This window comes from Arthrobacter tumbae (genome assembly GCF_016907495.1).
Lineage (GTDB): Bacteria > Actinomycetota > Actinomycetes > Actinomycetales > Micrococcaceae > Arthrobacter_D > Arthrobacter_D tumbae.
Window position 1 is genome coordinate 2,031,186 of sequence record NZ_JAFBCC010000001.1, and the last position, 25,753, is coordinate 2,056,938.

Consider the following 25,753-nt stretch of genomic DNA (forward strand, 5'->3'; position numbering starts at 1 on the left):
TTAGCAAGTGTCGGAGCCGGTGCCGACTGGATCCCCGGCTCCGAGAACGCGCGCGGTTATGACGACTTCCTCTACGTCCGGTCCTGCTTCTCCGTAGAAGGTGGAGGAAGTTCCAATGCCGTACTGCCCGGTTGAAAGCTGGCCTGCATACTTCCACTGATATGAACCGAAGGCCCCTCCGCCAACGTATGAGTAGGTATAGATGTTCTGTACAAAGAACGAGCTGTTTGCAGGCCCGTCGACCAGAGTGGCATTCCAAGCGTAGTCACCGCCTGGGAAGCACGACACAGCAACCTGGAGCTCTACCGCCTGGGTGCCCATTTCCGCATCAGGCGCGGGCTGCACCTGATTGGGTGGAAGTGAGCTTCCGGTCAGCGCTGTTATTCCAAGCGCAGTACCAGCGATTAGGCCTGCCGCTTTTGCATTCAGTTTTTTGAACATTACTCCTCCAAATTTTTAGTTTCCTACCCTTCTCAGACTATTTAAAGCAGCAGAAATAGGAAGATGTAATTGCAGAATGCAACAGGTTTGTGACTTACAATCGTTATGTATATCGACTTTATTAATTAAGCCCAGATTCCGCTACTTTGCTATTGACAGCCAATCGGTGACGGAAATCATCTCGTAGATTGGGTAGGGTCGTACCCCTGCGTGTTGCGCTGGGGTACACCCAAACGCAACTGTGCAAAACGGAGGAAACCGCGTTGTTTAGTGTGACTGTCAACTAGGACGGCGGTTATTCGCAGCTTCGATTGGCGGTTCTGTTGGGCCGCGAACGGATCCGTCAATGGGACGGTCGTCCGTCTCTGGGTCCAAACGTTGTAAGGGCGTCGGTATCACTGGCAGGCCGGCGAATTGTTTCCTCTAGCCACTCCGAAACCTGCGGGAAGGTTGAATGAGAAGTGATTTCGTCGATGAGTTGGTCGGTGTCGATGACTGTTCGGGCGAAAGTTGCAGCACCGTTGTGGAGCAACGCCCAGTGTGCACCGGACCTACCGTAGGGAAGTCCAACGCTGCCGGGATTGATCACCATGCGATTGACTGCGAGCCGCATGAACGGCATGTGTGTGTGCCCGCAGACAATAGTCTCGACCTCGGCTGGCACGTCCTGCAGAACCTGCTCCCAACGTTCTACTCGGCTGTCGACCAGAACGACCTCCTCATCGTCGCGAGGGGTGGCATGGCAGAACAAGACGGAACCAAAGCCCTGCACATTTAGGATCTGTTGCTCGGGCATGCCAGCTAACAGCTGGATATGAGCGGGGGACAGTTGAGCGGATCCCCATATCGACAATGGATCATCGTCGAGGCCGACACTGATGCCTTGAGCCATCTGCATGAGCTCCCGATCGGCGTTGCCGCGGATAAGAACCGCACGGTCTCCGAGTTCCATCAGTCGGTCTAGTACTTCAGTGGGCTGTGGTCCCCAAGTGTGGTCGCCGGTAACGACTATCGAATCAGCAGCTTGCACGGCGGGTTCTGCGAGAACCCGGTCCAGGGCGGGAAGCATCCCATGGACGTCGGAAAGTACGGCGATGGTGGTCGTCATGTCCCTAGCCTGCCTCACACACCCCTCCAGCTAGGCCCAGGGTAAGAGAAACGCTCAACGCGATAGTTCCCACGTGGTCCGCGACCGGTTGAGACCGCCATAGTTTGCAAGACAAGGCTGAACCTGACTCGGACACGCCGATAGGGTGTTGTCTCGGTTTCCGTACCCCTTTGGTTTGTTGTACGAGGCACATCTCGACGCATTGTGGACGAAGTAATCACCTTTTGTTGGTGAAGCTCGTCCATGAGGAACAGGCTGTGCATGCTCACCGCTATGACAAGGTGACCTTCGAGCATCGGTGACATGGTGGGCCGTACTGTCCTTCTTGCCCTGAAGGGCTGAGCGAGTTCGCCAGTTCTGTCTGCTTAGCCTGGCTGAGGTGTTAGCTAAGCGACCGCCGCCGCCTGCTCTTCACCGATCTGTCCGAGGATGCTTTCGAGGGTGCGGGTGTTGAGTTGCGGTTCGTCCTTGCCGAGATACTTCCGGTTGATCAGCTTGCGTAGCTCGAGAGCTCGGGCGAGACGATCGGTTTCCGATTTCACGCGCCAGGCTGCAGGCTGCGCCATTAGCTGTTGCATTTCGGCTGCCCTTGCATGCAAGTAGTGACCCCGATTGTCATCGAGTGGACCTTTGATTGAGCTGGCACAGGGTCCAATACGGCATCCGATGCGTGTCCGAATGTCAGTGTGTCCAAGCAGCGCGGTGCCGGTTGCACGGCTGACAGTGAGCGCAAGGCCAGGGAGATAAACACCTTCTTGGGAGGGGCGAGGCTTTTTCTTACCGTCTTCGTCAAGGATCGGCGGTTTCGACTGGGCATTGATTGTACGCGCATGATTAACAGACTCCAGCTGAGCGACACCCACGGAGTAGTGGTTCGCGTGCCCCAACGCCACAGCGGCTTGACCGATATTGCCCGATTGTCCCAAGGTCACCTCGAATCCGTAACCCTTGAACGCGTCCAGATTCTTATAAACTGCCCGAATCTTGCGGATACTCTCCTTCTCGCCACCCAGTGGAGAGAATCGCACATCCACGGCAGTGAAACCGGCTCGTGCATATTCTTCGGCGACGTTGCGTACCAGGGCGTGGGAACACCGTGATCCGAATGTTATGACTGGGCGGACCGGAGTGCTTGTTTCAGTCCGCGTCATCTCGGCCAACCCGAGGTTTAGCAGCGCGGTTTCCGGCGCGGCAATAAAGAAGCTTGGCGGGGTGATGAGCGTAGTGGCGGCAGGATGTGCTTCAAGCACGGAGGCGACCAATTTGGCGCGTGCACCTGGATCAGCAGCCAGGTCTTGGAGGTTGTAGGGAATCCCTGTGTAGCCAGGAATTTTCTCCATCCCATATCCCGGGCTGGCGAGCCGCTCCGTCCGAGGATCAAAAGTAACAGAGACACCTGCTTCGCGAGCGGCCTCAGCAACGGCGTTTTGGTGTACAGCTCCGGACACGTGGAGAGCGATTGCCCCAATTGCTGCGGCTTCTCGTGTTACAAAGTCCTCCACTTTCAAGTGGTTGTTGTACCCCAAACGGAACTCGACACCCATGCCTTACTGCCTCTCCTATTATGCCGTAATAGGTGACATACTAGGCGACATAAGCACGACACTACGGAAGACACGCCATGACCGCCATTGCAGGAAATAACGCGCTAGCTATCAAAGTCCATGACATCATCGACAACCTCGGATTGACCCAGGAGGAAGTTGGCCAAATAGTCGACGCCTCTGCTCGCACGATCTCGCGGTGGACTCAAGGCGTCGTTGTACCTCAGCGCCTGAATAAGCAAAGATTGCTCGAATTGGCATACGTCGCGCAGGCAGTCACCGAAGTTATTCCTAGGGAGCACGCGAATCTGTGGATGTTCTCGCCGAATCGTATGCTCGGGCACGATAGCCCAGCTGACCGAATTCATGCTGGTCAATACCGTGATGTTCTGGATCTAATTGAGGCCTTAGCCGAAGGTGTCGTTCTTTGAGTTCCCCTGCGAACGATGAGGTCGTCGCTCAAGTCGACCGCATCGGAGCGACGCCGTTTTCTGGTCTCGCCTATCGCTATACCGCCACCCGGCGTGATCCTCTGTCAGGGGCCGGTGCCAGGCTTTTTGGGGGTCGGTGGAACCCGCGAGGCATTTACGCTGCCACCTATCTGGCAATACCCGAGAGCGCATGTATGGGTGAACTGGACAGGGCGGCAGCGTCACAAGGCATGGCGGCAGTAACGTTTCTGGAAGCTCCCAAGACGTTTCACTCCCTCACTGTCACAAATTTGCCAGTTCTGGATCTCCGGGCAGCTGAGATGCTGGAGCAGGTCGGCCTGACGATGGATGATATTGCCGGCGATGAGTGGGATGCCTGCCAGAGTGTCGGGCACGCAGCCTGGTTTCTCGAGTTCGGTGGAGTCCTGGCTCCCTCCGCGACCGGTCGCGGCTACGTACTAGCTGCCTTCGAGGACCGCGTCGAACCCGGCAGTATCGCCGTTGTCACAAGCGCCCCCCTCAACCCCACTCTGTACAACGAGTTGAGCGCAGGCGCCGAATAACAAACTAACTATCTTCCCTAAAACAACGAAGCGGAGTGGTAAGCAGGCCCCCGAGAACGGGACTCTGTTACCGGCGGGGAAAGCACCAGCGCGGTCCGCGTCGACGTGGGTAATCTAGAAGACATGAGCGGCGGCGCAGCAGCAGCGTCCGGTGAGCAGGGATCCGATGAGACGGCGGACCGATCGGTCGGAACGTTGGAGTTGTTCTTTGACCTTGTCTTCGTCTATGCAATGTCCCAGGTGACCATCCTGATGTTGGCGGACATCTCTTGGACGGGCTTCGGTCGCGGGCTTCTGATGCTCGCCGCGGTGTGGTGGGCTTGGGTCTGCTACGCCTGGCTAACTAACAGTTCCGACCACGCCGGACCTGCGCACCGCCTGCTGATTTTTCTCGCGATGGCAGCGATGCTGGTCGCCGCGGTCGCGTTGCCGCAGGCGTTCGGCGCGGAGGCGCTGGTGTTCGGGCTTGCATTAATGGCGGTCCGACTGATTCACGTCGCGTTGCTGGTTCTTGATGTACGGAGCGATGCGGATGTGGGTGGGCACGCTCTGCGGTTGGTGCCCACTCTGCTCGCCGGGCCGGTGCTGCTGGTCGCCGCCGCGTTCGTCGATACACCGGCGCGGGAGCTGCTGTGGATAGCGGCTGTGGTGATCGACTTCTCGGGACCGGTTCTGGTCGGCACCGCTGGCTGGGGTGTGGCACCCTCTTACTTTGTGGAGCGGCATGGGCTCATCATCATCATCGCGCTGGGTGAGGCGATCGTTGAGGTCGGGGCCGGTGCTGAAGGTTCTGTGGGGCGGCCGGGTGTGGTGATCGCTGTCCTGCTCGCCGTGCTGATCGCGGCCGGTCTATGGTGGTCCTACTTCGGTTATCTCCGCGGCGGGGCCGAACGGCGGTTGCGCGGTACCGGGGACCGGGAGCGGGCACGGCTGGCCCGGGATTCCTACAGTTATCTGCACTTGCCGCTGGTAGCCGGGGTGGTGTTCTTCGCACTCGGTGTACACGAGGCCGTCTCGGATGTGGCCGAGCCGCTTCCGTTGTTGCCTGCCGTCGCCCTGGCCGGTGGAGTCGCGCTGTTCTTCCTCGGCGACGTCGCCTACCGCTGGCGTGATCATCACCAGCTCGCCGCCGATCGCCTCCTCGCCGGGGTGGGGGCTTCCGCGCTCATCCCGGTCGCTGTGTTCACGCCGGCATTGGCAGCCCTTGCCGGGCTCACCCTGGTCTGCCTACTGCAGACGAGCTGGGAACTCTGGCGGCACCCTGCGATCGGGCCGGTTGACAGCTCCTGAGGCCATTGAACGCCAAGGGATCACCACTGTCGGGGATCCCTCATCCGCCGACTAATCGACCGCGCATCAGGCTATGCCACAGCCACAGTATGAACTGGCGCATCTTGAGATTAATCGCGCGCTGCCCCTGTTGCCCGATTGGTAAGCGTGCTTAGAATGTAGGTGCTTGGCATCTCTGGTTGTAGAAGGATCCGCTGGGGGTGCGCCCGATGCCGGCGTTAGAGTATGCCGCCGGCAGGAAACACCGGCCCAGTAGTCGTACGCGCGGACGCTGGCCCGGCATCATCGCTGACACCCCCTGATCGGTGGCCACCGGCCTCCGGGGTTTGGCAATTCACTGGTTTCCCTCACTGATTACAGCTTGAAGGGACAGTTATGCGTGGAAGTTTAATGATTTTTGGGGGCGCAGTCGCAGCCGCCGCCGTCGTCGGGAAACGCGCTTTGAACGCTCAGACAAAACGGGCCTCGCACTCGGATAAACCACGGTGGAATTCCGTCACTGTTGACTTGTCTCCTGAGGAGATTGCACCCGGCGGGAGCTACCCTCAACCGCTGGCAGATCTCGGGGACACCGTGGAGATGCGGATGATCCCGGGCCCAGGCAGCTGGGGAACGGAGGTTGGTGCACGGCCGAAGGCTGGGGCATCACGTACTTCGGCGGGAAAACTGAAGCAGGATGTGCGCCGGGCTTTACGCCAATCAAAGACGCTCCTGGAGACCGGGGAAATCCTCCGGGATGAGCCCAAGCCCCACGGGAAAAGACCGGCCACACCCACCGGCAAACTTGTAGATGCGTGGGAGAAGCGAGCCCAGGGAGGCGGATACCTATGAAAGCCCTGACATGGCGGGGAATCAATTCCCTGGAAGTGGAAACCATCGATGACCCGGCCATCCTCAACGGCCACGATGTGATCGTCAAGGTGGAGCTAACGGTTACCTGCGGGTCTGATCTGCATCTGCTCGGCGGCTACATACCCACAATGCGCGCCGGTGATGTCCTCGGTCATGAGTTCGTCGGCGAAGTGGTGGAGGTCGGCTCCGCGGTATCCAAGCATCAGATCGGCGACAGGGTAGTGGTCTGCTCTTTCATCGCCTGCGGAAATTGCTGGTTTTGCAAGCACGAGCTTTACTCACTGTGCGATAACGGCAACAACAATGACGCAATCCCCGAAACGCTGTGGGGATACGCCCCCGGCGGGTGCTTCGGATACTCACATGCGATGGGCGGCTGGACCGGCAGCCACGCAGAGTACATTCGCGTGCCGTACGCAGACGTCGGTGCCTTCAAAGTGCCCGACGGCGTCAGTAGCGAACGCGCGTTGTTCGCCTCGGATTCCGCCCCGACGGGGTGGATGGGCGCTGATCTTGGCGGCGTTCAACCCGGTGACGTTGTCGCCGTCTGGGGAGCTGGCGCAGTGGGACAGATGGCAGCGCGGGCCGCGGTACTGCTCGGCGCTGAACGCGTGGTGGTCATCGACCGCTACCAGTACCGGCTGGACCAGGTTCAGACGCACATCGGGGCGGACACGCTGGACTACACGAAGACATCCGTGCTGGCCGAGCTCAAGGAAATGACTGGCGGACGCGGGCCGGACGTATGCATTGAGGCCGTGGGTATGGAAGCCCACAGTACCGGCCCCGATTACCTCTACGACCAGGTCAAGCAGCAGCTGCGGTTGCAGACCGACCGCCCGACAGCGGTACGTGAGGCGATTATGGCCTGCCGCAAGGGAGGAAGCGTTTTTGTACTCGGCGTCTTCGGTGGACTGGTGGATAAGTTCCCACTGGGAGCGGTGATGAACAACGGGCTCACCCTCCGCTCCGCTCAACAGCACGGACAGCGTTACGTTCCCATGCTTTTGGAGCGGATGGCAGCCGATGAGCTGAAAACCGAGCATCTCGCCACACACATCATGCCCATTGATGAAGGACCCAAAGGGTATGACATTTTCAAGAACAAGAAGGACAACTGCGTCCGGACCGTTTTCCGTCCGTGACGCACACACGAATCTCAAAGGAGTGAACAAGGATGAAAGCTGTTGTGTATAACGGTCCGAGGAACGTCAGTGTTGATGACATTCCGAACGCGAAGATTGAACGGCCCACCGATGTGTTGGTGAAAATTACCGCAACGAATATCTGCGGATCCGACCTGCACATGTACGAGGGACGTACGGATTTCGAGACCGGACGAAACTTCGGCCACGAGAATATGGGCCAGGTCGTTGAGGTCGGCAATGGCGTCGACAAGGTCAAGGTCGGCGAATATGTGGTGCTGCCCTTCAACATTTCCTGCGGGTTCTGCAAGAACTGCGAACGCGGCCACACCAACTACTGCCTGACCACCCAGCCCGATCCAGCGCTGGCGGGCGCCGCCTATGGATTTGCGGGAATGGGTCCGTGGGCCGGCGGGCAGGCAGAAATGCTGCGGGTTCCCTACGGTGACCACAACTGCCTGCGCCTGGGGGAGGACGCCAAAGAGAAAGAGAACGATTATGTGATGCTCGCCGATATCTTCCCCACCGGCTACCACGCCACTGAAATGGCCGGCGTGGTCCCTGGGGACACGGTGGTGATCTACGGTGCAGGCCCCGTGGGGTTGATGGCGGCGCTGTCCGCGACGACCAAAGGCGCCGCCAGAGTGATGGTGGTCGACGGCCATCCGGACCGGCTGCGGCTCGCCGAGGAAATCGGCGCCATCCCGGTGGATGATTCGAAGACCGACCCGGTGCAATTCGTGTTGGATCAGACCATGGGGTTGGGTGCTGACCGCGGCTGTGAATGCGTTGGCTACCAGGCCCATGACCCGCAAGGTACCGAAGATCCGGCGCTGACGTTGAATCGGTTGATCGCCTCGGTGCGCTTCACCGGCGGGATCGGCGTCGTCGGCGTCTTCATGCCAGCCGATCCTGGTGGCCCCAATGAGGATGCCAAGCAGGGCAAGGTTGCTATTGACTACGGCCTGCACTGGTTCAAAGGCCAGACCATCGGATCCGGCCAGTGCCCGGTGAAGAAATACAACCGGCAGCTTCGTGACCTGATTGCCGGAGACAAGGTGAAGCCGTCCTGGATCGTCTCTCACGAGATCCCGCTGACCGAAGCGGCGGATGCCTACCGCAACTTCGATGAGCGTAATGACGGGTGGACCAAGGTTGTTATCAAGCCCGAGTTGGCTAACGCATGAGCGGCCCGGTCAGCGCTGCGTTGTTGGTGCGGGTTCAGGCGCGGCCGGGGAAAGAAGATGAGGTCGAGCAGTTCCTACGTGATGGGTTGGCGATCGTGAACGACGAGCCAGGGACGGTGGCGTGGTTCGCGGTCCGGTTCGGTCCATCGAGCTTCGGGATCTTTGACGCGTTTCCTGATGACGCGGCGCGGCAGGCCCACCTTGGTGGACGCCTCGGAACTGCGTTGATGGCCCGCGCAGAGGAACTGTTCACCGAGGCGCCCGACGTCGAACCCGTGGACGTGATCGCACACAAACTCCCCTAAAAGCGGCCGGTCCCTTGTGCGCCCAAGGGACCGGAGACCGCAGGACAATGACCGGAAGAGGTATGTCATGACTGATCAGATGCGGGAGCTGCCCGCCGAGCAGCCGCTGGGCCAATTGGAGGAGGTCGCGTACTTTCATGGGGCGATGCTTACGGGCGTCACGGTATCGCATGAGGGCCGGATCTTTGTGAACTATCCCAAATGGGGCGACGACGTGGAGTACACCGTTGCCGAGGTCGTCAATGGTGAGGCGGTCGCCTACCCCAATCAGGAGATCAACCGGAGTGATCCGGATGACCTGGCGGGCACCTTACTCTCGGTGCAAAGTGTGGTGGTGGACCCGGCGAACCGGTTATGGATCCTGGACACCGGCAGTCCGTTGTTCCAACCAACGGAATTTGGCGGTCCAAAGCTGGTCTGCGTCGATCTGGCAACCGACACAGTCGTGAAGACCATTCTGTTTCCCCAGGATGTGGCCTTGCCGACCAGCTATCTCAACGATGTCCGCTTCGATCTGCACCGCGGAGAGGAGGGTATCGCGTACCTGACGGATTCCTCGGACCAGGGACCGAACGGAATAGTGGTTGCCGATCTGGCCACCGGTGAAAGTTGGCGGCGGCTGCACGATCACCCCTCGACGAAAGCGGAGGAATTGTCTGACTTCGTGCCGGTAGTCGAGGGGCGGCCCGTGCTGGAACGTCAACCGGACGGTTCTGCCGGGCCTGCGATAGCGATGGGCTCCGATGGTATTGCCATCAGCAGCGACGGCGGTCGGTTGTACTACTGTCCACTGGCCAGCCGCCGCCTCTACAGTGTGGCAACCTATGCGCTCGTGGACCGTTCACTCGACGATGCTGACGTGGCTGCCACAGTCACCCAGGAAGGAGACAAAGGCGGCGCCGGGGACGGGCTCGAATCCGACGCGGCAGGCTACATCTACGCGACGAACTACGAACACAACGCCGTCCTGCGTTGGGATTCCGGATCTGACGGAGCGTGGGAGACGGTGGCACACGACCCCCGGCTGTTATGGCCCGACACACTCTCATTGGCCCGCGACGGATACCTCTACGTCACCGCGAACCAGCTGCACCGGCAATCGGACTATCAGAACGGCGAAGACCTGCGCGCAAAGCCCTACACACTGTTCCGGATACGCGTGGATGCAGAGCCAGTGCTACTGCGCTGACACCCGCGAGTCCAAGTCCAGCGGCCGGCCTTCCTCCGAAGGGCTGATGACGCGTACTGCAGCGCGCTCAGCTATGTGTTGCCCAGCACCCTCCGAAAAATGGTCCGGTTAAACCTCGTCCCATGGCTCGGCGTTCAGTAAACCAAGAGCAGCTAGCGGCCATTCTCGGATTGACTCTCTGGCGAGTTTCACAACTTCCAATCACATCTACTCACAGCAGCTGTTCAGGAGGGCCTGTAGACTGGAGGTACGGTCTAGCAAAACGGCCGTCAAAATAGCTACGCCGACATGGTTGCTAGTTTTTGTTCCCTTTGCATGCCTGCTGGTGCTCCGGGCGTCGAAATTATCTTCTGATGCCGCTCTGGCATGACAGATCCGGGGCCCCTGCAATGAGCAGCGATCCAGCTGATTCCCGCACCAATGACCTTCAAGATGCCGTTCTAGATTCGCTGGACGTGAGCCAGTTCCTTGATGGACTGTGCCGCCATGCCGCGCAGTCCTTGGGCGGGGAACAGGTCCTGTGTGGGATTACGTTGCTGCGTGATCGGAAGGCCGCGACGGTGGCTAGCAGCAGCGAAGCCGCCCGGAAGATGGACGAGGTTCAGTACAGGTTCGATGATGGGCCATGCTTGAGCGCTGCCCGCGAGCAGACCACCGTTGAAGTCCCAAACGTGGAACGGGAAGAACGGTGGCCGGAATATATAGATGCCATCAGCGGGCACGGGATGCGCTCGATTCTCGCCGTCCCCTTCGACCTGGCAGGCGATGCGAAAGCTGCACTGAACCTGTACTCGGATACCACGCACACCTTCACGGATGAAGCCATAGAACGTGCAAGAGCTTATGCCGGTGAAGCTTCTCGGTCTCTGCGCCTGGCGGTGAGGATTGCACGTCACAGCGAGCATGCTGAGGACTTGGCAACGGCGATGGAATCACGCACCCCTATTGATATCGCGATTGGCATCATTATGTGTCAGAGCCGGTGCAGCCAAACCGACGCATTCGAGTACCTGAAAAAAGCGTCGTCACACCGGAACATCAAACTGCGTGACCTCGCCGGGCAGATCGTCGCCAGCTCGAACGCTAATTCACAACCGGCAACCCACTTCGATCATTAGCGGGCCCAGAACGCGAGTACACCTCTTATGAGGTTGCCGCAGGGTTAAGCAGTCAGCCCTGTACAGGACTGGTCACAGGACGCAAAACCCTGTGGCCAGTTCTACGTCACGAGTGCGTCCCGTCTTCCATTTGATGTCCTGTCGCTACTCGAATGTTCGCTCGCTTGCCTAACTAAATCTCTTGGCTTTACACTTTTTCTGGTCGAGCAGTAGGCCGCGGAATTTCTTAGGTTCAGCAGTGAGCCGCAGGATCGGTTATCTTGTGGAGTTCTTCATGAATCACAAACTGCGTGTACTTGTCAGGCTTGATGTTGACCGCACGGCCGCGGTTCTGGCCGTGAACGGGTGCTTTACAGAAATCAACTACCGCGCTCTGCTGCCGATCGCCCGGAGGGCATGCGCACTAATCGGCGGCTTGTCTGTCACGGTGGATCTCACCGGAGCCAGGCACATCGAGGGCAACGCAATCGGCTCGCTGGAACAAGCACTGAACATGATGCTGGCCGGCATGGGAACCTCCGGCAAAATAGCGGTTCAGGCCCCGCCCATACCTCCTGTATGCCCGGCACTGGCCCTCAGCCAGCGGGCACAGGAGGTGGCAGCATGAGCGAGTCGCGGACATATACCGCAGCGGAGGGCTCCGCTGCGCTCTCCGATGGTTTGGACCTCTATTTTGGTGAGTTCGACTCTGCGGGTTTCGGCCTGGACTCTGACGAGCCTTCGTTCCTTCCGCTCGACCTTCGCGCTCTAAGCGCGGCGGAACTTCGGCGGCTGTGCGATCAGGCGTTCGAAGAACTCGACACACCTAGCCCCGGCCCTACAGCCAGGGACAACTACAGTGTCCTGTCAGAAGAACTAAGAGAACGTGAAGCCGAGAACGCTGTTGGAATGTTGATGACACCTGAGGCGGGAAGGACGTCCAAAGAATCGCCCTCCGTATCTGGACGTCCAACTGCTAGGCCAGAAATTACGTTTTGAAGCAGTGCGCGCAACTCGGCATGTCGGCCGTGCGTAACAAGCGGGAAATGCTGATCGGCTTCTTGTGCGTGGGCAAGCACACTACGCCCGCGAGAGGTGATGGAAACTATCAGAGATCTCCTGTCAGCATCTGAGCGGCTCCTCCCGACCAGTCCTGCTGCTTCGAGGCGTTCGAGTGTCTTGCCCACCGTTTGAGGTTGCACGTGCATCGCCTTGGCAAGCTCAACCTGGGTTGACGTTCCACGATCATATAAAGCCGTGAGGATGAGCACTCCAGCGTGCGTTACTCCAATAGCAGCAAGCTCCTGATTGACCTGGTGCTCAACCAAACGAGCGGCGGTGCCCAGCAAACGCTGCGTTGACCAATTCTCCACATTAGGCATGAATGCCTTCCATTTGAGATCCTGCTCAACTCCGCAGGAATCATCATTTTATCAAGTCATCAGTCAGCCTGCTTACCAGTTCTCCTACGGGCGGGTTATGACTTCACCGAACCACCTGCATAGCTACAGGCTCACCCGCTTTTAAGTGACGGTTTGGACATTTCCGTTCGCTGAAATGTCCAAACCGTCTGATTGTGAGGTTCCTTGAAGGGGTTCCTCAGTCAGGGTCGCAATGTTGTGCAAATGCGTTGCGAAGTTTTGTTCGTGCGCGAGCATGCCGGCTGCGTATGGTTGCGGGGCGCGAGTGAAGGAGTTGGGCGACCTCAGTAAGGGTGAATCCGTCCCAGTACACCAGTCGGATAATCTCCTGGTCTTTCTCGTCCAGCAGGCCGATTACCTCACGTACTCCTTCTCCTACGTCGTCAGTCACTGTTCGATCGTTGGCGGTCAGTTCGGTGATCAGACGGTTTGTGAGGGCGCTTCTCCGGTTTGTCGAGCGGCGTTGGCCAGAGAGCACCTTCCTGGCGATCCCGAATAGCCACATTCTGGACTGGTTTTCATCTCCCGGGATGGACGACTCGCGACGCCAGACGATCAGAAGGGTCTCCCCGAGAAGGTCCGCTGCATCCTCAGCGGCTGCAGTCCGACGGAGAAAGTAGTTGAGCAGGCTCCCCGACTCACGTTCCACGAGTCTTGCTACTTCCGCGCCTCGGTCGCGACCGCTGGACAAGGCGCGGAGCGACCTCACAGGAAAGACAGTTTCGCCGGCGCTCAATGGAGCTCTCCGGAGCAATCCGAGCTGCTGCCTAGTCCACCATCACCCTGCTTCAGGACTCCATCGGGTAATTGCCCGGCAGTCAGATCAATCTCCGCACTGACCCAGGCATTGGGATCACCGGCACTCTCATATACAAGCGCCTTGTCATAGATGCGCTGACCGATTCCCGACCAATTCTGAGCGCGGAGATAGTCGACTGCCGCAGTGCTCGTCACCACGTTGTTCATCTCTCCGTTGTAGAGGTCAATCGAACAAGAAAGTTCCCGACCGGTGTCAGTGGTGTAGCTGACTGGAATCGTGAAATCCGGTACTGGCCGGTCATCAGTGCTTCCCGTCAGAGGAACGATAACCATTGGCAGTGCAACGGCCGGGGCTGCCAACCACAGCAGCCGCGAACGGGCCGGGCGAAAAGCCTGGGCTCGCTCTCGCGATTCCATCGTTACCCGTCGAAGCGCGGACTGGACCCCAGGTTCCGAAACACGGGTCGGTGGTGCGCTCTGGGCGAGCAGTTCATCAATCGATCGCTTAGTCACTAGGATCATCCTCCACATTTAGGCTGGGCACTTACCCAATACATGGCCGGCACCCACCTAAACGTTGCAGAAGCCCCAACTACCCGAATCAGGGATCCTCCGACGGACGGTGCTCAACTCACGCGTGATCGACAGCCAAAGCGAGTCCAGCCGGACGATCCAAGGATCTGCCATTATGTCCGGATCGCTCTTCAAGCCACTCGAGCAGCACTTTCACTTAGGTGACCCTAGCGAGGACTGAATGCGTAAAGGGATCCCTCACCGGGACTACCCAAGCGCTATATCGATTACTGACCCGCCATTCAACTTGCCACCACAATATGGATTGTCGGATGGTTTATCCTCCCAGCGGTGATAGCAGCGGGTGATAGCCCCAACACTCCCCATCATCACACCCCGAGAGCAACGCGCATTCCGCCAACAACCAGTAGGGGCCTGATGAGCAATAGACCGCGGCTATGTGTGGTTAGTAAGCAACCGCCCCGCCGATCTGAATACCCAAAGCGGCGGGAAGGAGTGTGGCGTTGAGGTACACCTGTACGCCACAGGCCTCTACCACCAGATAGTGCGTTGCGTTCTGACTCTTGCAGCAGATCTGCGCGAAGCTCTGGAATTGACGCATCAAGGACAACGGTTCGGCGTGCGGAGGCTGGCTGGGAGGACATTTCGGTCACCATGGTTGGGAGCTGCGTTTATGCCGGGCACTCTCCATCCACCCAGACGGTGTCACCCAAAGCCAAGGTCCCATTTATATCGATACTTTCAAGTACTTGCCTGCGGCATATGTCCATGAGACGGCATTCAATGGTGCGACCACCGCTGCCCACGAGAGGACCATGCTCGGCTTCAAGCCGAGTTCACTTAAACCGATCAACAAGACAAGCGAACTAATTCCTAGCGTGATTACGAAAACGAGAACCAGTCTCAGGGTGCTTACGCGAACGAGGCGCAGTACTACTAGGGCTAGGGCTCCCTGTACGAGCGATATCGGAAGCCATGTGACAAATGCCAAGACGAAGTAAAAAATGGCTAGGGCCATCGGCCCGAAATCGTCGCTCGTGGCGCTTGGCGCTGAAGATACAAGGACGGCTGTAACAAGCGCGAACGCAGCCGAACTCAAGCCTACGCCAATGGATAGGACCGCGACCTTTTTCTTCAAATCTCTGCTTACTTAGTTTCTGGTCTGGTTCTGGGCCCATGGAGGCGTACCGGCACCCTTACTCGGTGCGTCTTTCCAGCCTTGAATCTTTTCACTAACTCGATGCAACTCTGCTGAGCCGGGCTGCACTGCTATCTGGAAATGCGCTTCATCGGGATCATTCCAATCGCCACCCCACTCTATTACTCCCTCACAATCATCCAGGATTGATCGGATCGTCTCCATCTGATTTTTCGAGTAGCCCCCTTGAGTTCCTTTCGGATAAAAATCCGGGCGGACATCGACGGCAGTTCCCGATGCGTGGTTGGTCTCGTATCCTGCATCCGCATGGACGGCGTGCCGAAATCCGATCACTTCGTCAGATCGAATGGGCGCCACTTCGTAGTGGTATCTGCGGAGCGCGTGCATCATCACGACTTCTACCGGTCCCAATTTGATGTCCACAAAGGTTCCACTTCCTATGATTTCGCGCCGCCAAACCGTGCCTTTCGTATTGGCCTCGGGCTCAATCGGCCATCCATTAGCGCTGCGAGAAGAGGGAATTTGCCCGTCTTTCTTTACTGGTGTAGCTGATGCTGCGCCAGGGGTGATCAATGCAACAGCTCCGACGCTCGCCAGGACGCTGAGTCCTTTGAGAACGAGGCGCCGCCCTACTATGGTCACACTCATGTTCGTACCTTTCGGGGAGGGGCTGGGATCAGCTGAAGCGAAGAAGACTGTTGAATTTCTCGAAGCACCGGAAAACACCTAGGAGCTGATCGCCATAGATCGCAGCCTCCGACCCGGTTCCGTTGTAACGGGCTAACGTGCCTTTCACTTGGTCCTCAGTTGTGGTTAGCGAAGGTCTTCCTAGTTGCATCTCCAGAGCACCGGCGATCAGGACGATAGGCACAGTACGCACATTGTGGGCTCTTCGTAATTGAGGGTGTAGTCGGCGTGAGCGGGTTTGGCGCGTCGGTGGCGGGATAGAGGTCGAGGCCTTCCGATGATGGAAGTTCCTACACTGCCCATCTGAAAGACCTCGACGATGCTCCACGCTACCTTCGCTGCGCCTGATCTGACCACGTTCTGCCGTCTTGAGGAGCTCGGGCTCGAAGCCGTGGGGCAGCATTTGGGCTCTGAGCGGGCGGTGATCAAGTGCCGTGTCGTTCAAGCGAATCCGTGGTGCCAGTCGTGCGGAGCAGAGGGCGTGCCGCGAGACACGATTACCCGTCATCTTGCGCACGAACCGTTCGGCCACCGCCCCACCACGCTGCTGGTACGGGTGCGCCGCTACCGGTGCAGCGGGTGCGGGCGCACGTGGCGGCAGGACACATCGAAGGCGGCTGACGGGAGGGCGAAAATTTCCCGTCGCGGGCTTCGTTGGGCGCTGGAAGGCATTGTCATCGATCACCTCACCGTGTCCCGCGTCGCGGCAGGTCTCGGGGTGTCCTGGCATACCGCGAACACCGCGATCCTCACTGAAGGCAAGCGCCGGCTGATTGATGACCCAGGCAGATTTCACGGGGTTACCGCGATTGGCGTGGATGAGCATGTGTGGCGGCATACCCGGCGCGGTGACAAGTTCGTCACGGTGATCATTGATCTCACTCCGATCCGCGAGAAGACAGGCCCGGCGCGGTTGCTGGACATGGTCGAGGGTCGCTCCAAGCAGGTCTTCAAGGACTGGATTCAAGGCCGTCCGCAAGCATGGCGGGACGGGGTGGAAGTCGTCGCGATGGATGGCTTCACCGGTTTCAAGACCGCGACCTCCGAGGAGCTCCCGGATGCGGTGCCGGTCATGGATCCGTTCCATGTTGTTCGGCTTGCCGGGGACGGGTTGGACCGGTGCCGGCAGCGTATTCAGCAGGCCACGCTCGGGCATCGGGGTCGTGCCGGTGACCCTCTCTACCGGGCCCGGCGGACCCTGCATACCGGCGCAGACCTGCTGACGGAGAAGCAGCAAGACCGACTCAACACGGTGTTCGCGGTCGATGAGCACGTCGAGGTTGAAGCGACTTGGGGCATCTATCAGCGGATCGTCGCCGCCTACCGGGAACCGAATAAGACACGAGGGAAGCAGATGATGCAGGCCGTGATCGGCTCGGTCACCAGCGGCGTTCCGGCTGCACTCATCGAGATCCGCCGGATCGGCCGGACACTGAAGCAACGTGCCGCTGACGTCCTCGCGTTCTTCGACCGCCCCGGCACCAGCAACGGGCCCACGGAGGCGATCAATGGGCGGCCTCGAGCACCTCCGCGGCTCAGCCCTGGGATTCCGGAACCTCACAAACTATATTGTCCGCAGCCTGCTCGAATCAGGCGGCTTCAGACCCCGGCTACACCCTCAATTACGATGAGCCACATTGTGCGTCTCGCTCTCGTTGAGCAGCTGCCATTCTTCCCACACATCATTAGGTAGGTCAGCGCTCTTCTTCGAGCCGTAAACGATCCCTTCATCGATGCATGTGTTTCGAGAGTTGATGGCGGTTTTCGCCTTTATTTGACCGATACCTGTTGATGAGTCGTCGATACCGCCCGTACCCGCATAGTAAGACCTGACCAATGCGTCGGCAGGGGGTTCATCGACGTTACTCTTCCTGATTTCCCAGAATAATGGAGTCTGGATCAATGCTTTGCGCAGCTTGAGGGTTCTAGCAAGTTGAGTTACGAGGTCATCGAATTCCAACACCTTATCGAAAGCTTCGGTGGTGGTGTTGATGAAGTATGTGCCGGCCTCAGCCGGCGTCTCACCGCCCTGCTCCGGGACCCCTATACCCTCCAAGTAGGTCTGGAGGTCGGCGAGGAGGCTGTCACGATGGGCGAGGTTGAAGGAGACATCCGGGTACTCAAATAATGGAGCTGGATCAAAAGCCCTCTGACCTACATCCAACCCAGATGCAATGTTGTTGTCGATCTCTATGTACCCAGAACCCGTGCCGACGCCTATGGTGGAAATTTGGTCGAATGCCCAGTTGGTGGGTAGCGGGTATCCCAGATTTCCTGAGAATCCCGTTGACATGTCGGACACGAAGCTCGCCGATGCTAAGCCTTGAATGGATACCCGGCTGCACGCATTTCGGGGACCATAGATGCCGACATCGTATTGAGGTCCGTAGGTGGTGATTGCGTTCGTTATTCCTTGGAAGTGGGGGATGACGTTATCTGTGATCTGATAGTCGAGGGCGTCGAAGTCGACGGCGAAGTAGATCCTCGTTCCGGACCGAAACCCATAGGATCGTGCCCGCGCTATTGCCGCGAGGCCGTCGGAAAATCCCTGTTCTTCACTGAAGTAGTTCGCTTCTCCACCATATGTTTGATAGATGGGGAAGACGCTCAAGCCCTGCGAAGCGATGGTTGCGAGCTCTCCGTCTTGAATTTTCTTGTTAAGTGAGGTGTAAGCCACGTTGGAGAGGTATCGACCTACAGTCTTATAGCCGGCAGTAAGTAGCGCCTGCGCTCTCTCCGGCGTGATCTCGGTGACGCAGTCGCAGGCGGAGCCCGATCTGGTGGGATCTCCGGTTGAGACAAGCAGGGACGCCCAGGTCTAAAAATCACCGGAGCCGGTCTGCGGCAATCTGGTAAACCTCTGGAATTCGATGACGGTGCTCCGCACAGCGGTGGTGAAACTGTCAGAGAATGAAACACCAGTGCGTCGGTTGAAAATTAGGGCAGCTGTGAAAAGCTGAACCCACACGCCTGTCGAGCCGGCGGACAAGGTGTTCGCTCGTATACCAGCTTGAGTTCCCGGACCAAAGAACCCATTCGCCACACCGTCGGCCATGCCGATTTGGTATTGGATGGCAAGCATGAGGGCGCGCTGTACATCTCTTGAAAAGTGACCGTCGCAGGGAACCACGTAAAAATCAGCTCGCCCTATGTACTTCGCGTTCAACCATTGTTGGATTGATCTAACCTTCGGATCGCCTCCTGCAATCAGGACGAATGGATCCATCGTCATGAGGCCCTTCACCATTTTCGGTGTCAAACCCGTCCCGTAGGAGTCACTCGTGAAGCCCATGTCCGACTTAAGCTGACCGACTGAGCCGGCAATCGAGCCAAGGCCCCCACACGACCACAGAAATTGCAGACCTCTTCAAATTCAAAGTCGCCCGCTCCACCGTGTACCGAGCAATCGAACGAGCCGGCACATCGGCGCCCTGACTCTGGCAGTTTCAAGCGGCGACCTAATAAGTAGCGGACCGGCGCGTTGACTGGATTGAGACCGCCACCCTTTCTGCGCGCCCCGCTGCGGGGAAATAACCGTCCTGCGCGTTGTGAGACACATTCGGGCGCGACTCGCGGTCTGGGGAGGCGGTAGCCCGAATGTGCATGGGCGTGTCGGCCACCGTCTGATTCCGTGAACCCCACAGACTTCTTTCATGGCCAAACGCAAAGTGATGCGAATTGATCCTCGCGAGTTTGAACAACTCAACAAGCGGTACTACGAGACGAATCCGCACGATTATTTAGAGTTCCGGCTGATCAGTCTCATCGCTTTCGTAGACGAAAGCCCCCGGATGGCGACACAGGTCGCAGAGGGTGTCGAATTTGCGGGGCTGAAGATGTCCGTACCGGATCTCGACTCAGCTGATGCGGTGGAGAAAAAGGTTAAGTACGCCTCAGCTGACTCGATCGTCCTACTCCACCACGCCTGTGAAATCCTCCTTCGGCTCTATTTGGCTCATTCGGAGCGTGATCCCTGCCCGGGGGTAGCAATGTCATCTCTCACCAATTTTGCTGAGTTCAAACGCGCCGTTGCAAAACTTCAAACGTCACTGGACACCACAGAGCGGATCGCAGACCTACTCGAGGTGGTGTCCTACTCGAAGACGAACGAACCGTTCGAGCTGAGCGATGAGCAGTGGGCTGAGCACGCCGAGGGGCTGAAAGCCGTCTTTCAATTTGCTGCGGAAACCTTCCTGAATGACAGCCCGCTCTACAACGCGGCTAAGCATGGTTTCGCCGTCATCCCTCACAATGTTGGGATGTCCCTTGAGGTGTCAGAGGACTTCCCCATGAAGAAGGACGGACCCGCGCTTACGTATTTGGAGCGAACGACGAAGGATGGTGAAACCGCTTGGCAAGCATCCACACAGTGGGTGTCTGCGCAATGGAACTTGGCCTGGGTCAAAGTCATCGTTGACCAGATAGAAAACCTGTGGAACTCTGCGAAAGCGCATTACGCAGTCAAACTAGGCGACGACAGGAAACTGAGGTTCCAGTTTCTCAACCGAGAGATGATTGACAGACTTTTGAGAGCTGACGCCATCGACGGTATCAACGTCACAAAGATGAGTATGTCCTTGAACCTTCGTTGAGCCACCGGCTTGCGGGCGGGAGTGCGACGCCCAAAGCGACTGCAGAAAGCCGCCGCGAAGCGACCACCTTTGATTGACCGTTGACCCAGGATGCACTACGGGCGGATCAACAGCTTCAGAACAGAGCATTGAGGCTCACCCTGGTCTGCCTACTCCAGACGAGCTGGTACAAGAATTATTGTGGTCCGTGTGATGGATCACTGTTGCGTTGAGGTACACCCCAACGCAACAGTGCACTAGCGCTGAATTACCGTTTTTCTAGGGTCCTTCTAAGGCTTTCGCAACGGAGACATTCGAGGGTCTAGACATCACGCAACGCTTCCCTGGCGCAGATTCCATACCGGATCGGATCAACGTACTAAGAGGAGTTAGCAGCTCACCCACAGGTGGACGACTTTGAGCTCCACCCTTCGGGCTCCATTCGCCCACAGGTGGATGACCGACTCCGCAGCCACAGATGACTTCAGCTCTTCTTTCGTCCTCATTGCCGCCGTCAGTTTTGTTGGGTCCTATGAGAGCAGCTCTTGTTATACGCAACCGCAGCGACAGGAGGCTGTGCACGGCCGCCGCTCGCTCGAAGTGAGCCATCTGTGTCGGTGACGTGGTGGGTGTGTGCAGGCGGTCAGCTAGGTTCCCTGCTGTCCAGGTGTGTGCGGGACAAGCAGCGGAGCGTGGGGAGCTTGTGCCGTGCACATGTGGTCAGGAGGCGGCGGAACCCTTCAACGGCGACAGGTCAAGAACGGTCCATATCTTTAGTCCGTCTCCCTAGTTGCCTTACTGGCGCGGAGTATCCGACTTGGAGGTGTCCACCACGCATCTTTGATTGACTTATCTCTCGAGGGATCCGGGCGAAATCGTGACGCATTCGAGATGCGCATGGACAACTACCCGGGGACGGCCCTGCGGCCTGGTTGAGTTTCAGACAGGCTGGGCGAGCTGAAAGATGAATCGGTCGTCGGGTGACCAGATGTGCTCGTTGTCGCAGATCTTCGCCTCCAGGGCCTCGCGAGCCTCGTCGTAGGTCGCGTCGCTGGCCGTGATCCGGCTTGTCGCAGCCTCGTTGCCGCTGCGCACAGTTCCCGTAAGCTCCACTTTCAAACCCTCACCATCTGCCGATGACAGCCTCGCGCAGCCACCTCACAATTCTATTTCGGCTAATGCCAGGCGGTGCAGGAGAGCGCTGATCGGAGCGAAGCTCCGGTTACTCTGGCACGATGGCTGACTCTCATTCCTCCGATCTGTACGATGCCGTCAATACGTGGGGCGTTGATGACGAGTTCTTTCTAAGATTTGCTACATCGGTCCCTGCTGCGCGGGTGCTCGACCTTGGCTGTGGCACCGGACGAGTGACTCTTGCGGTCGTCCTGGCAGGGTGCCACGTCACAGGTGTGGACCCTAATGGGTCAAGACTCGAAGCGGCGCGGGCGAAGCCGGAGGCCGGGCGTGTGGAATGGGTCGAGGGTGACTCGACCGTGATTCCACCGGGCCGCGAGTTCGACGTTGCAATCATGAGCGCCAATGTTCCTCAGGAGATTCTCGACGACGCGGAGTTAGCCCGGTCTTTCGCTGATATCGCAGAACACCTTGTTCCAGGCGGCCGACTTGCTTTCAACAGTCGTGATCCCAAGGCGCGAGGTTGGGAAGCATGGACAAAAGAGCGCAGTCACAAACTTGTTCAACTTCCCGAAGGGCAAAGCCAGCACTGGTATCAGACCACCCATGTTGACGAGGCGAACGGCTTGGTTGAATTTTGTGCGCACGAAGTCGGCGTTGATGGCACTGAGAATGTCGGTTGTGACACGCTCCGCTTCCGTTCAGAAGAGCAACTGCGCACCATGCTCAGCGAAGCCGGATTAGTCGTAGATGACGTATTCGGAGGATTTGAGGGCGAGCCAGCCGGGCAGGGTAACGGCAGCCTAGTCATTACCGCTCATAAGCCTTAGTGGGGGAACTCTGTGACTAGGCTGAAGCTGTGATTAAGCCGGATGACAGCCGAACGTGGTACCTGTTCGATTACGGGATGGTGATCTCGACTGCACCCGAACCGGATGATTGGGACTTACTCCAGGAGGCAACCGGCATCGACTTGCAGGTGCCGAACAGTGCTTACTGGACCAATCGCGAACGATTCGACGCGGGGGATCTAGAGCCCTTGGAATACTGGTCGAGAGTAGTTGGCCGTCAAATCACTGATCAGTTCACAGAAGTTCTCGAATCCCTCGACGCATCCCAGTGGTCCCACCTGAACCTCAAGACAATGTCTGTTCTAGAGGCTTTGGTGCAGAAGGGTTCCAACCTCGCCCTGCTGTCGAACATGCCTGCTGGGATGTCACGGCGCTTCCTTGCCGAAGCGCCGTGGACCAAACACTTTTCTAGAACGTTTTTCAGTGGGCAGCTTGGCATGACGAAGCCGGACAGGCGGGTCTTCAAGCATGTCCTTGACGAGCTACATGCGCGTGCAGAAGACAGCATCTTCATCGATGACAATGCCCTGAATATTGATACCGCTCAAGCGCTCGGCATCCGCACAGTGGCATACTCTCCCGGAACCAACCTTCACCGGGCACTGAATCTGCCGTAACCACCGCGGTGGCCGGCACCCTGGCCCGGACAGAAAGCACTTGAGCACAGCAGCGGGTGCTAGGAAACGATTCGGTCAATGGGACGGGTCCAGTGTGTGAAAGCCGCCGATCCCGAGTTAGCGAATGCGCAATGATGGTTGCATGAGTCAGTTTGCCAATGTTGAGGAAGCGACAGCTTATGGTGCCGGAATTCTTGAAGGAGACCGGGTTCGGTTCCGTCGGCTCCACGAGAGCGATCTTGAAAAGCTTGATCAGTGGTGGTCTGCACCGGAATGGGCAGTCTTGCAACAGTCCACTATCCGGCCACGCCCTGAGGGCAGCGCCGCCGAGCTTTATCGGGAATGGAGCGCGAACGCCACCTCCGCAAGCGTCGGATTCAGTATCGAAATTCAAGAGACCAAAGATTTTATCGGTCATGTGGCCCTCTATGGAGCTACCATTCCCGAGCGGGCAGCAACTCTAGGTGTCATCCTCGATCCAGTAAAGACCGGCCAAGGTTATGGTACTGATGCCGTTAAAACTGCAATCCGGTACGGGTTCCTGCAAATGGGTCTCAACCGTATAGAGCTGCAGGCCTGGGCATTCAATACCCGGGCAATTCGGGCTTACTCAAAAGCCGGTTTCGTCGAAGAGGGACGCCGACGTGAAGCGGTGTTCTATGACGGAGCCTTTCACGATCAAATAATCATGTCGATCCTTCAACGCGAATGGGATCATCTGTAGCGGGTCCTATGTGGAGCAGGGGGCCCAATGAACGGAAACGATGGTTAGCGGATAGGGCTCAGATGCCAGTCTGTAACCTGGCACTGGGCGTCATCGTCATTGCCAGCCGTGTTGACGGTTCCATCGGAGCAAAGGCCGAGTGTATGGGTAGAACCCGCGGCCACAGCCACTACGTCGCGCCATGCAGTGACGTCGCATTGCCCGCGGTTGTTGTCGCCGGACGCAAGGACTTGTCCGCCTTCCCGCACGGCAACCGTGTGATAGCTGCCTGCTGATATGGCCGTGACGTCACGCCAGGCTGACATGTCCTCAACTCCGGCCGTCCGATCGCCGACTGCGAGCACCCTTCCATCTCGTGTGAGGCCGATTGTGTGGAGGTAGCCCGCAGATACCGCGCAGAGGTCACGCCATTCGGCCACTGCGCACTGTCCTCGACGGTTGTTCCCCACAGCAACGGCCGTACCGTCGGCCCGGAGCCCGATGGAGTGCCAATCTCCCGCCGCAACAGCGACCAGCTCGCTCCACCCTTCGATGTCATTAGCTCCCTCATTCCGGCGGCCAGCCGCTAAGGCTGTCCCATCTGCACGGATGGCCAGAGTGCGCCGCCAGCCAGCGGCGATACTCACGACGTCGGTCCAGCTATCGACGTCACACTGCCCCTCGTCGTTCCAACCAGCCGCGAACACCGTGCCATCTCTTCGTAGTCCGACCGTATGCGAACGTCCGGTATTCTGGGCCGTGTGGACATTGCCAGCCGCCACCGAAACGATGTCTGTCCAGGCTTCCACGCGCCGCTCTTCTGAGTTCGGTCGGCCAGCGGTGAGCACTGAGCCGCTTGCAATGATGCCAACCGAGTGCCGGCGGCCGGCGGCGATGTGTGCGTTGAGATTGAGAGCGGCCACCTGTAGATCGTCTCAGAAGTTTCGACCGGCAGCATCAGTCCCGCACGGCCGTCCGATAACGATGGATTCCGAGACGCCGAGGACTGGGACAGGACACGCACACAGAACGTGCTCGTTTCCGTGCCCATTTATTCAGTCATCGTGCACACGTTCATAGTCGTAGTCTTCATCTGAGATCGATCCAATATCGACGCTTAGGTGCAGACCCTTCAGCGGCTACGGTGTCCTCAAGGACGCCACCACACCGCTCAATCGTACTGATCGATCCTTGATTGTCGTCGTCGCAAGTGACTAGCGCCCGCTCGATGCCGAGGCTACGAACCACCCGCAGCCCTTGGCGCAGCATCTCGGTTGCATAGCCACGGCGGCGGTGTGCCGGCCGCACGCAGTAGCCGATATGACCGCCCTCTACGAGCAGTGCCGGGGTTAGCTCATGCCGAACGTGGACCCGCCCCACGATCTGGTTGCCGATTGCCGCGAACAGCATCGTCGCGGGAACGCGGCCTAGCGAAAGGTTAATGCCGGCCCTATCCCGCTCAACCTTGTCGAGATACTGTTCCCATGTCTGGTCGGCACGGCGGAGTGTGAAATTGAAGCCGACCTCTGCGAGCTCTGACTGAGCAGCAAGGACCTGCGCCTCGTCCGTTGGAAGCGGATCCCGCAGGACTAACAATCCCTGGGAATCCAGACTCGACGGAGCGGAGGACTGTGACGTCGACATCTCCAGAACCCTACCCGAGCTGACTCATCAATCTCTTGACGTCAGCTTCGCGTAAAGAAGCAGAACCAATCGATCGCTCGAATCGGCGCTTACGGCTTTGGGGAGAGAAATTCCAGCCTGTTGCCGTTATTGTCCAGCAGATAGAAGCGTCGCATGCCGGGAAGGTTGTCATCCCATTCAGGTACCAAACCATGTTCCTCAACTCGGGCCGCCAAAGCGTCCAGGTCCTGAACAAGGATTCCCGGGTGAGCTTTCTTCTGCGGCCTGAAGTCCGCCTCGACGCCCAAATGAATCTCAAGGCTGTCCGCCCGCACCCACAAGCCACCCCGCGCAGCAAGGACCGGAGGCTTCTCCACTTCAGTCAGACCAAGAACGCCCACGTAAAACTTTCGGCAATCGTCCTCACCGCCAGGCGGCAGGGCGAGTTGGACATGATGTAGCCCGAGCTTGAAAGGAGTTTCAGCAGGAGCATCCAAATACTGATCAACCGACATCGCTTTCCTATCTGGTCGCGTGTACGA

General features: G+C 58.4%; 26 protein-coding genes and 1 pseudogene. 14 read left to right on the top strand and 13 right to left on the bottom strand.

Annotation, left to right across the window (positions count from 1 at the left end):
* From JOD47_RS09855 to JOD47_RS09865, 3 genes are all read right to left on the bottom strand, one after another.
* On the bottom strand, positions 1-441 hold the full coding sequence (locus JOD47_RS09855; protein ID WP_204533932.1) for a hypothetical protein: 441 nt from the start codon (positions 439-441) through the stop codon (positions 1-3).
* A gap of 343 nt (positions 442-784) precedes the next feature.
* Positions 785-1,549 carry a metallophosphoesterase family protein gene (locus tag JOD47_RS09860; RefSeq protein WP_204533934.1) on the bottom strand — a complete coding sequence of 255 codons (765 nt, stop codon included), beginning with the start codon at positions 1,547-1,549 and terminating at the stop codon, positions 785-787.
* 386 nt (positions 1,550-1,935) lie between these two features.
* Positions 1,936-3,093 (bottom strand): hypothetical protein, encoded by a 1,158-nt coding sequence (locus tag JOD47_RS09865; protein WP_204533936.1) that lies wholly within the window; start codon positions 3,091-3,093, stop codon positions 1,936-1,938.
* 77 nt (positions 3,094-3,170) lie between these two features.
* Between JOD47_RS09865 and JOD47_RS09870 the strand changes: the two genes are divergently transcribed.
* The 9 genes from JOD47_RS09870 to JOD47_RS09910 all read left to right on the top strand — a co-directional run bounded on the left by JOD47_RS09870 (position 3,171) and on the right by JOD47_RS09910 (position 11,780).
* Positions 3,171-3,524, top strand: coding sequence for an antitoxin Xre/MbcA/ParS toxin-binding domain-containing protein (locus tag JOD47_RS09870; protein ID WP_204533938.1), 354 nt, complete (start codon positions 3,171-3,173; stop codon positions 3,522-3,524).
* The gene (locus tag JOD47_RS09875) at positions 3,521-4,087 is read left to right on the top strand and encodes an RES domain-containing protein (RefSeq protein ID WP_204533940.1); all 567 of its coding nucleotides are present in this window, start codon (positions 3,521-3,523) and stop codon (positions 4,085-4,087) included. The genes JOD47_RS09870 and JOD47_RS09875 overlap by 4 nt, the downstream gene beginning before the upstream one ends.
* Before the next feature lie 123 nt (positions 4,088-4,210).
* Positions 4,211-5,377 (top strand): low temperature requirement protein A, encoded by a 1,167-nt coding sequence (locus JOD47_RS09880; protein ID WP_204533942.1) that lies wholly within the window; start codon positions 4,211-4,213, stop codon positions 5,375-5,377.
* An 827-nt stretch (positions 5,378-6,204) separates the two neighbouring features.
* Complete coding sequence (locus tag JOD47_RS09885; protein ID WP_204533943.1) at positions 6,205-7,374, top strand: zinc-dependent alcohol dehydrogenase; 1,170 nt, start codon at positions 6,205-6,207, stop codon at positions 7,372-7,374.
* Positions 7,375-7,406: 32 nt separating this feature from the next.
* Complete coding sequence (locus JOD47_RS09890; RefSeq protein ID WP_204533944.1) at positions 7,407-8,561, top strand: glutathione-independent formaldehyde dehydrogenase; 1,155 nt, start codon at positions 7,407-7,409, stop codon at positions 8,559-8,561.
* The gene (locus JOD47_RS09895) at positions 8,558-8,866 is read left to right on the top strand and encodes a putative quinol monooxygenase (protein ID WP_204533945.1); all 309 of its coding nucleotides are present in this window, start codon (positions 8,558-8,560) and stop codon (positions 8,864-8,866) included. The genes JOD47_RS09890 and JOD47_RS09895 overlap by 4 nt, the downstream gene beginning before the upstream one ends.
* Positions 8,867-8,933: 67 nt before the next feature.
* On the top strand, positions 8,934-10,055 hold the full coding sequence (locus tag JOD47_RS09900) for an L-dopachrome tautomerase-related protein (protein ID WP_204533946.1): 1,122 nt from the start codon (positions 8,934-8,936) through the stop codon (positions 10,053-10,055).
* Positions 10,056-10,444: 389 nt separating this feature from the next.
* Complete coding sequence (locus JOD47_RS09905) at positions 10,445-11,173, top strand: GAF and ANTAR domain-containing protein (protein WP_204533947.1); 729 nt, start codon at positions 10,445-10,447, stop codon at positions 11,171-11,173.
* 274 nt (positions 11,174-11,447) lie between these two features.
* Positions 11,448-11,780: a hypothetical protein gene (locus JOD47_RS09910; RefSeq protein ID WP_204533948.1), complete on the top strand. Its 333-nt coding sequence runs from the start codon at positions 11,448-11,450 to the stop codon at positions 11,778-11,780.
* A 226-nt stretch (positions 11,781-12,006) separates the two neighbouring features.
* Here the strand turns inward: JOD47_RS09910 and JOD47_RS09915 are convergent, their stop codons facing one another.
* From JOD47_RS09915 to JOD47_RS09930, 4 genes are all read right to left on the bottom strand, one after another.
* Positions 12,007-12,534 (bottom strand): MarR family winged helix-turn-helix transcriptional regulator, encoded by a 528-nt coding sequence (locus JOD47_RS09915; RefSeq protein WP_204533949.1) that lies wholly within the window; start codon positions 12,532-12,534, stop codon positions 12,007-12,009.
* A gap of 217 nt (positions 12,535-12,751) precedes the next feature.
* Entirely contained in the window at positions 12,752-13,282 is a 531-nt protein-coding gene (locus JOD47_RS17880; RefSeq protein WP_372432844.1) for an RNA polymerase sigma factor, read from the bottom strand.
* 23 nt (positions 13,283-13,305) lie between these two features.
* Complete coding sequence (locus JOD47_RS09925) at positions 13,306-13,665, bottom strand: hypothetical protein (protein ID WP_204533952.1); 360 nt, start codon at positions 13,663-13,665, stop codon at positions 13,306-13,308.
* A 1,351-nt stretch (positions 13,666-15,016) separates the two neighbouring features.
* A complete protein-coding gene (locus tag JOD47_RS09930) occupies positions 15,017-15,673 on the bottom strand; it encodes a M15 family metallopeptidase (RefSeq protein ID WP_204533953.1) in 657 nt (218 codons plus the stop codon).
* Between the two features lie 358 nt (positions 15,674-16,031).
* On the opposite strand from JOD47_RS09930, the pseudogene JOD47_RS09935 reads away from it, so the two are divergent.
* A pseudogene (locus tag JOD47_RS09935) lies at positions 16,032-17,343 on the top strand (ISL3 family transposase).
* On the opposite strand, the gene JOD47_RS09940 reads toward JOD47_RS09935, so the two are convergent.
* On the bottom strand, positions 17,331-18,518 hold the full coding sequence (locus JOD47_RS09940; protein ID WP_204536607.1) for a glycoside hydrolase domain-containing protein: 1,188 nt from the start codon (positions 18,516-18,518) through the stop codon (positions 17,331-17,333). The pseudogene JOD47_RS09935 and the gene JOD47_RS09940 sit on opposite strands and share 13 nt — an antisense overlap.
* A gap of 12 nt (positions 18,519-18,530) precedes the next feature.
* Entirely contained in the window at positions 18,531-18,959 is a 429-nt protein-coding gene (locus tag JOD47_RS09945; RefSeq protein WP_204533954.1) for a hypothetical protein, read from the bottom strand.
* A 406-nt stretch (positions 18,960-19,365) separates the two neighbouring features.
* Here JOD47_RS09945 and JOD47_RS09950 point away from each other — a divergent pair, with 406 nt between their 5' ends.
* A complete protein-coding gene (locus JOD47_RS09950; RefSeq protein WP_204533955.1) occupies positions 19,366-20,304 on the top strand; it encodes a hypothetical protein in 939 nt (312 codons plus the stop codon).
* Positions 20,305-21,222: 918 nt separating this feature from the next.
* Here JOD47_RS09950 and JOD47_RS09955 read toward each other — a convergent pair.
* Positions 21,223-21,396, bottom strand: coding sequence for a hypothetical protein (locus JOD47_RS09955; protein ID WP_204533956.1), 174 nt, complete (start codon positions 21,394-21,396; stop codon positions 21,223-21,225).
* Positions 21,397-21,518: 122 nt separating this feature from the next.
* On the opposite strand from JOD47_RS09955, the gene JOD47_RS09960 reads away from it, so the two are divergent.
* The 3 genes from JOD47_RS09960 to JOD47_RS09970 all read left to right on the top strand — a co-directional run bounded on the left by JOD47_RS09960 (position 21,519) and on the right by JOD47_RS09970 (position 23,609).
* Positions 21,519-22,247, top strand: a complete 729-nt coding sequence (locus JOD47_RS09960; protein ID WP_204533957.1) for a class I SAM-dependent methyltransferase — start codon at positions 21,519-21,521, stop codon at positions 22,245-22,247.
* A gap of 29 nt (positions 22,248-22,276) precedes the next feature.
* Complete coding sequence (locus JOD47_RS09965; protein ID WP_307836254.1) at positions 22,277-22,885, top strand: HAD family hydrolase; 609 nt, start codon at positions 22,277-22,279, stop codon at positions 22,883-22,885.
* A 142-nt stretch (positions 22,886-23,027) separates the two neighbouring features.
* Complete coding sequence (locus tag JOD47_RS09970) at positions 23,028-23,609, top strand: GNAT family N-acetyltransferase (protein ID WP_239548063.1); 582 nt, start codon at positions 23,028-23,030, stop codon at positions 23,607-23,609.
* A 44-nt stretch (positions 23,610-23,653) separates the two neighbouring features.
* Here JOD47_RS09970 and JOD47_RS17780 read toward each other — a convergent pair whose 3' ends face one another.
* The 3 genes from JOD47_RS17780 to JOD47_RS09985 all read right to left on the bottom strand — a co-directional run bounded on the left by JOD47_RS17780 (position 23,654) and on the right by JOD47_RS09985 (position 25,726).
* Positions 23,654-24,511 (bottom strand): RCC1 domain-containing protein, encoded by an 858-nt coding sequence (locus JOD47_RS17780; protein WP_204533961.1) that lies wholly within the window; start codon positions 24,509-24,511, stop codon positions 23,654-23,656.
* Between the two features lie 166 nt (positions 24,512-24,677).
* Positions 24,678-25,232, bottom strand: a complete 555-nt coding sequence (locus tag JOD47_RS09980; RefSeq protein ID WP_204533963.1) for a GNAT family N-acetyltransferase — start codon at positions 25,230-25,232, stop codon at positions 24,678-24,680.
* Positions 25,233-25,321: 89 nt separating this feature from the next.
* Entirely contained in the window at positions 25,322-25,726 is a 405-nt protein-coding gene (locus JOD47_RS09985; RefSeq protein WP_204533964.1) for a VOC family protein, read from the bottom strand.
* Between the last annotated feature and the right edge of the window lie 27 nt (positions 25,727-25,753).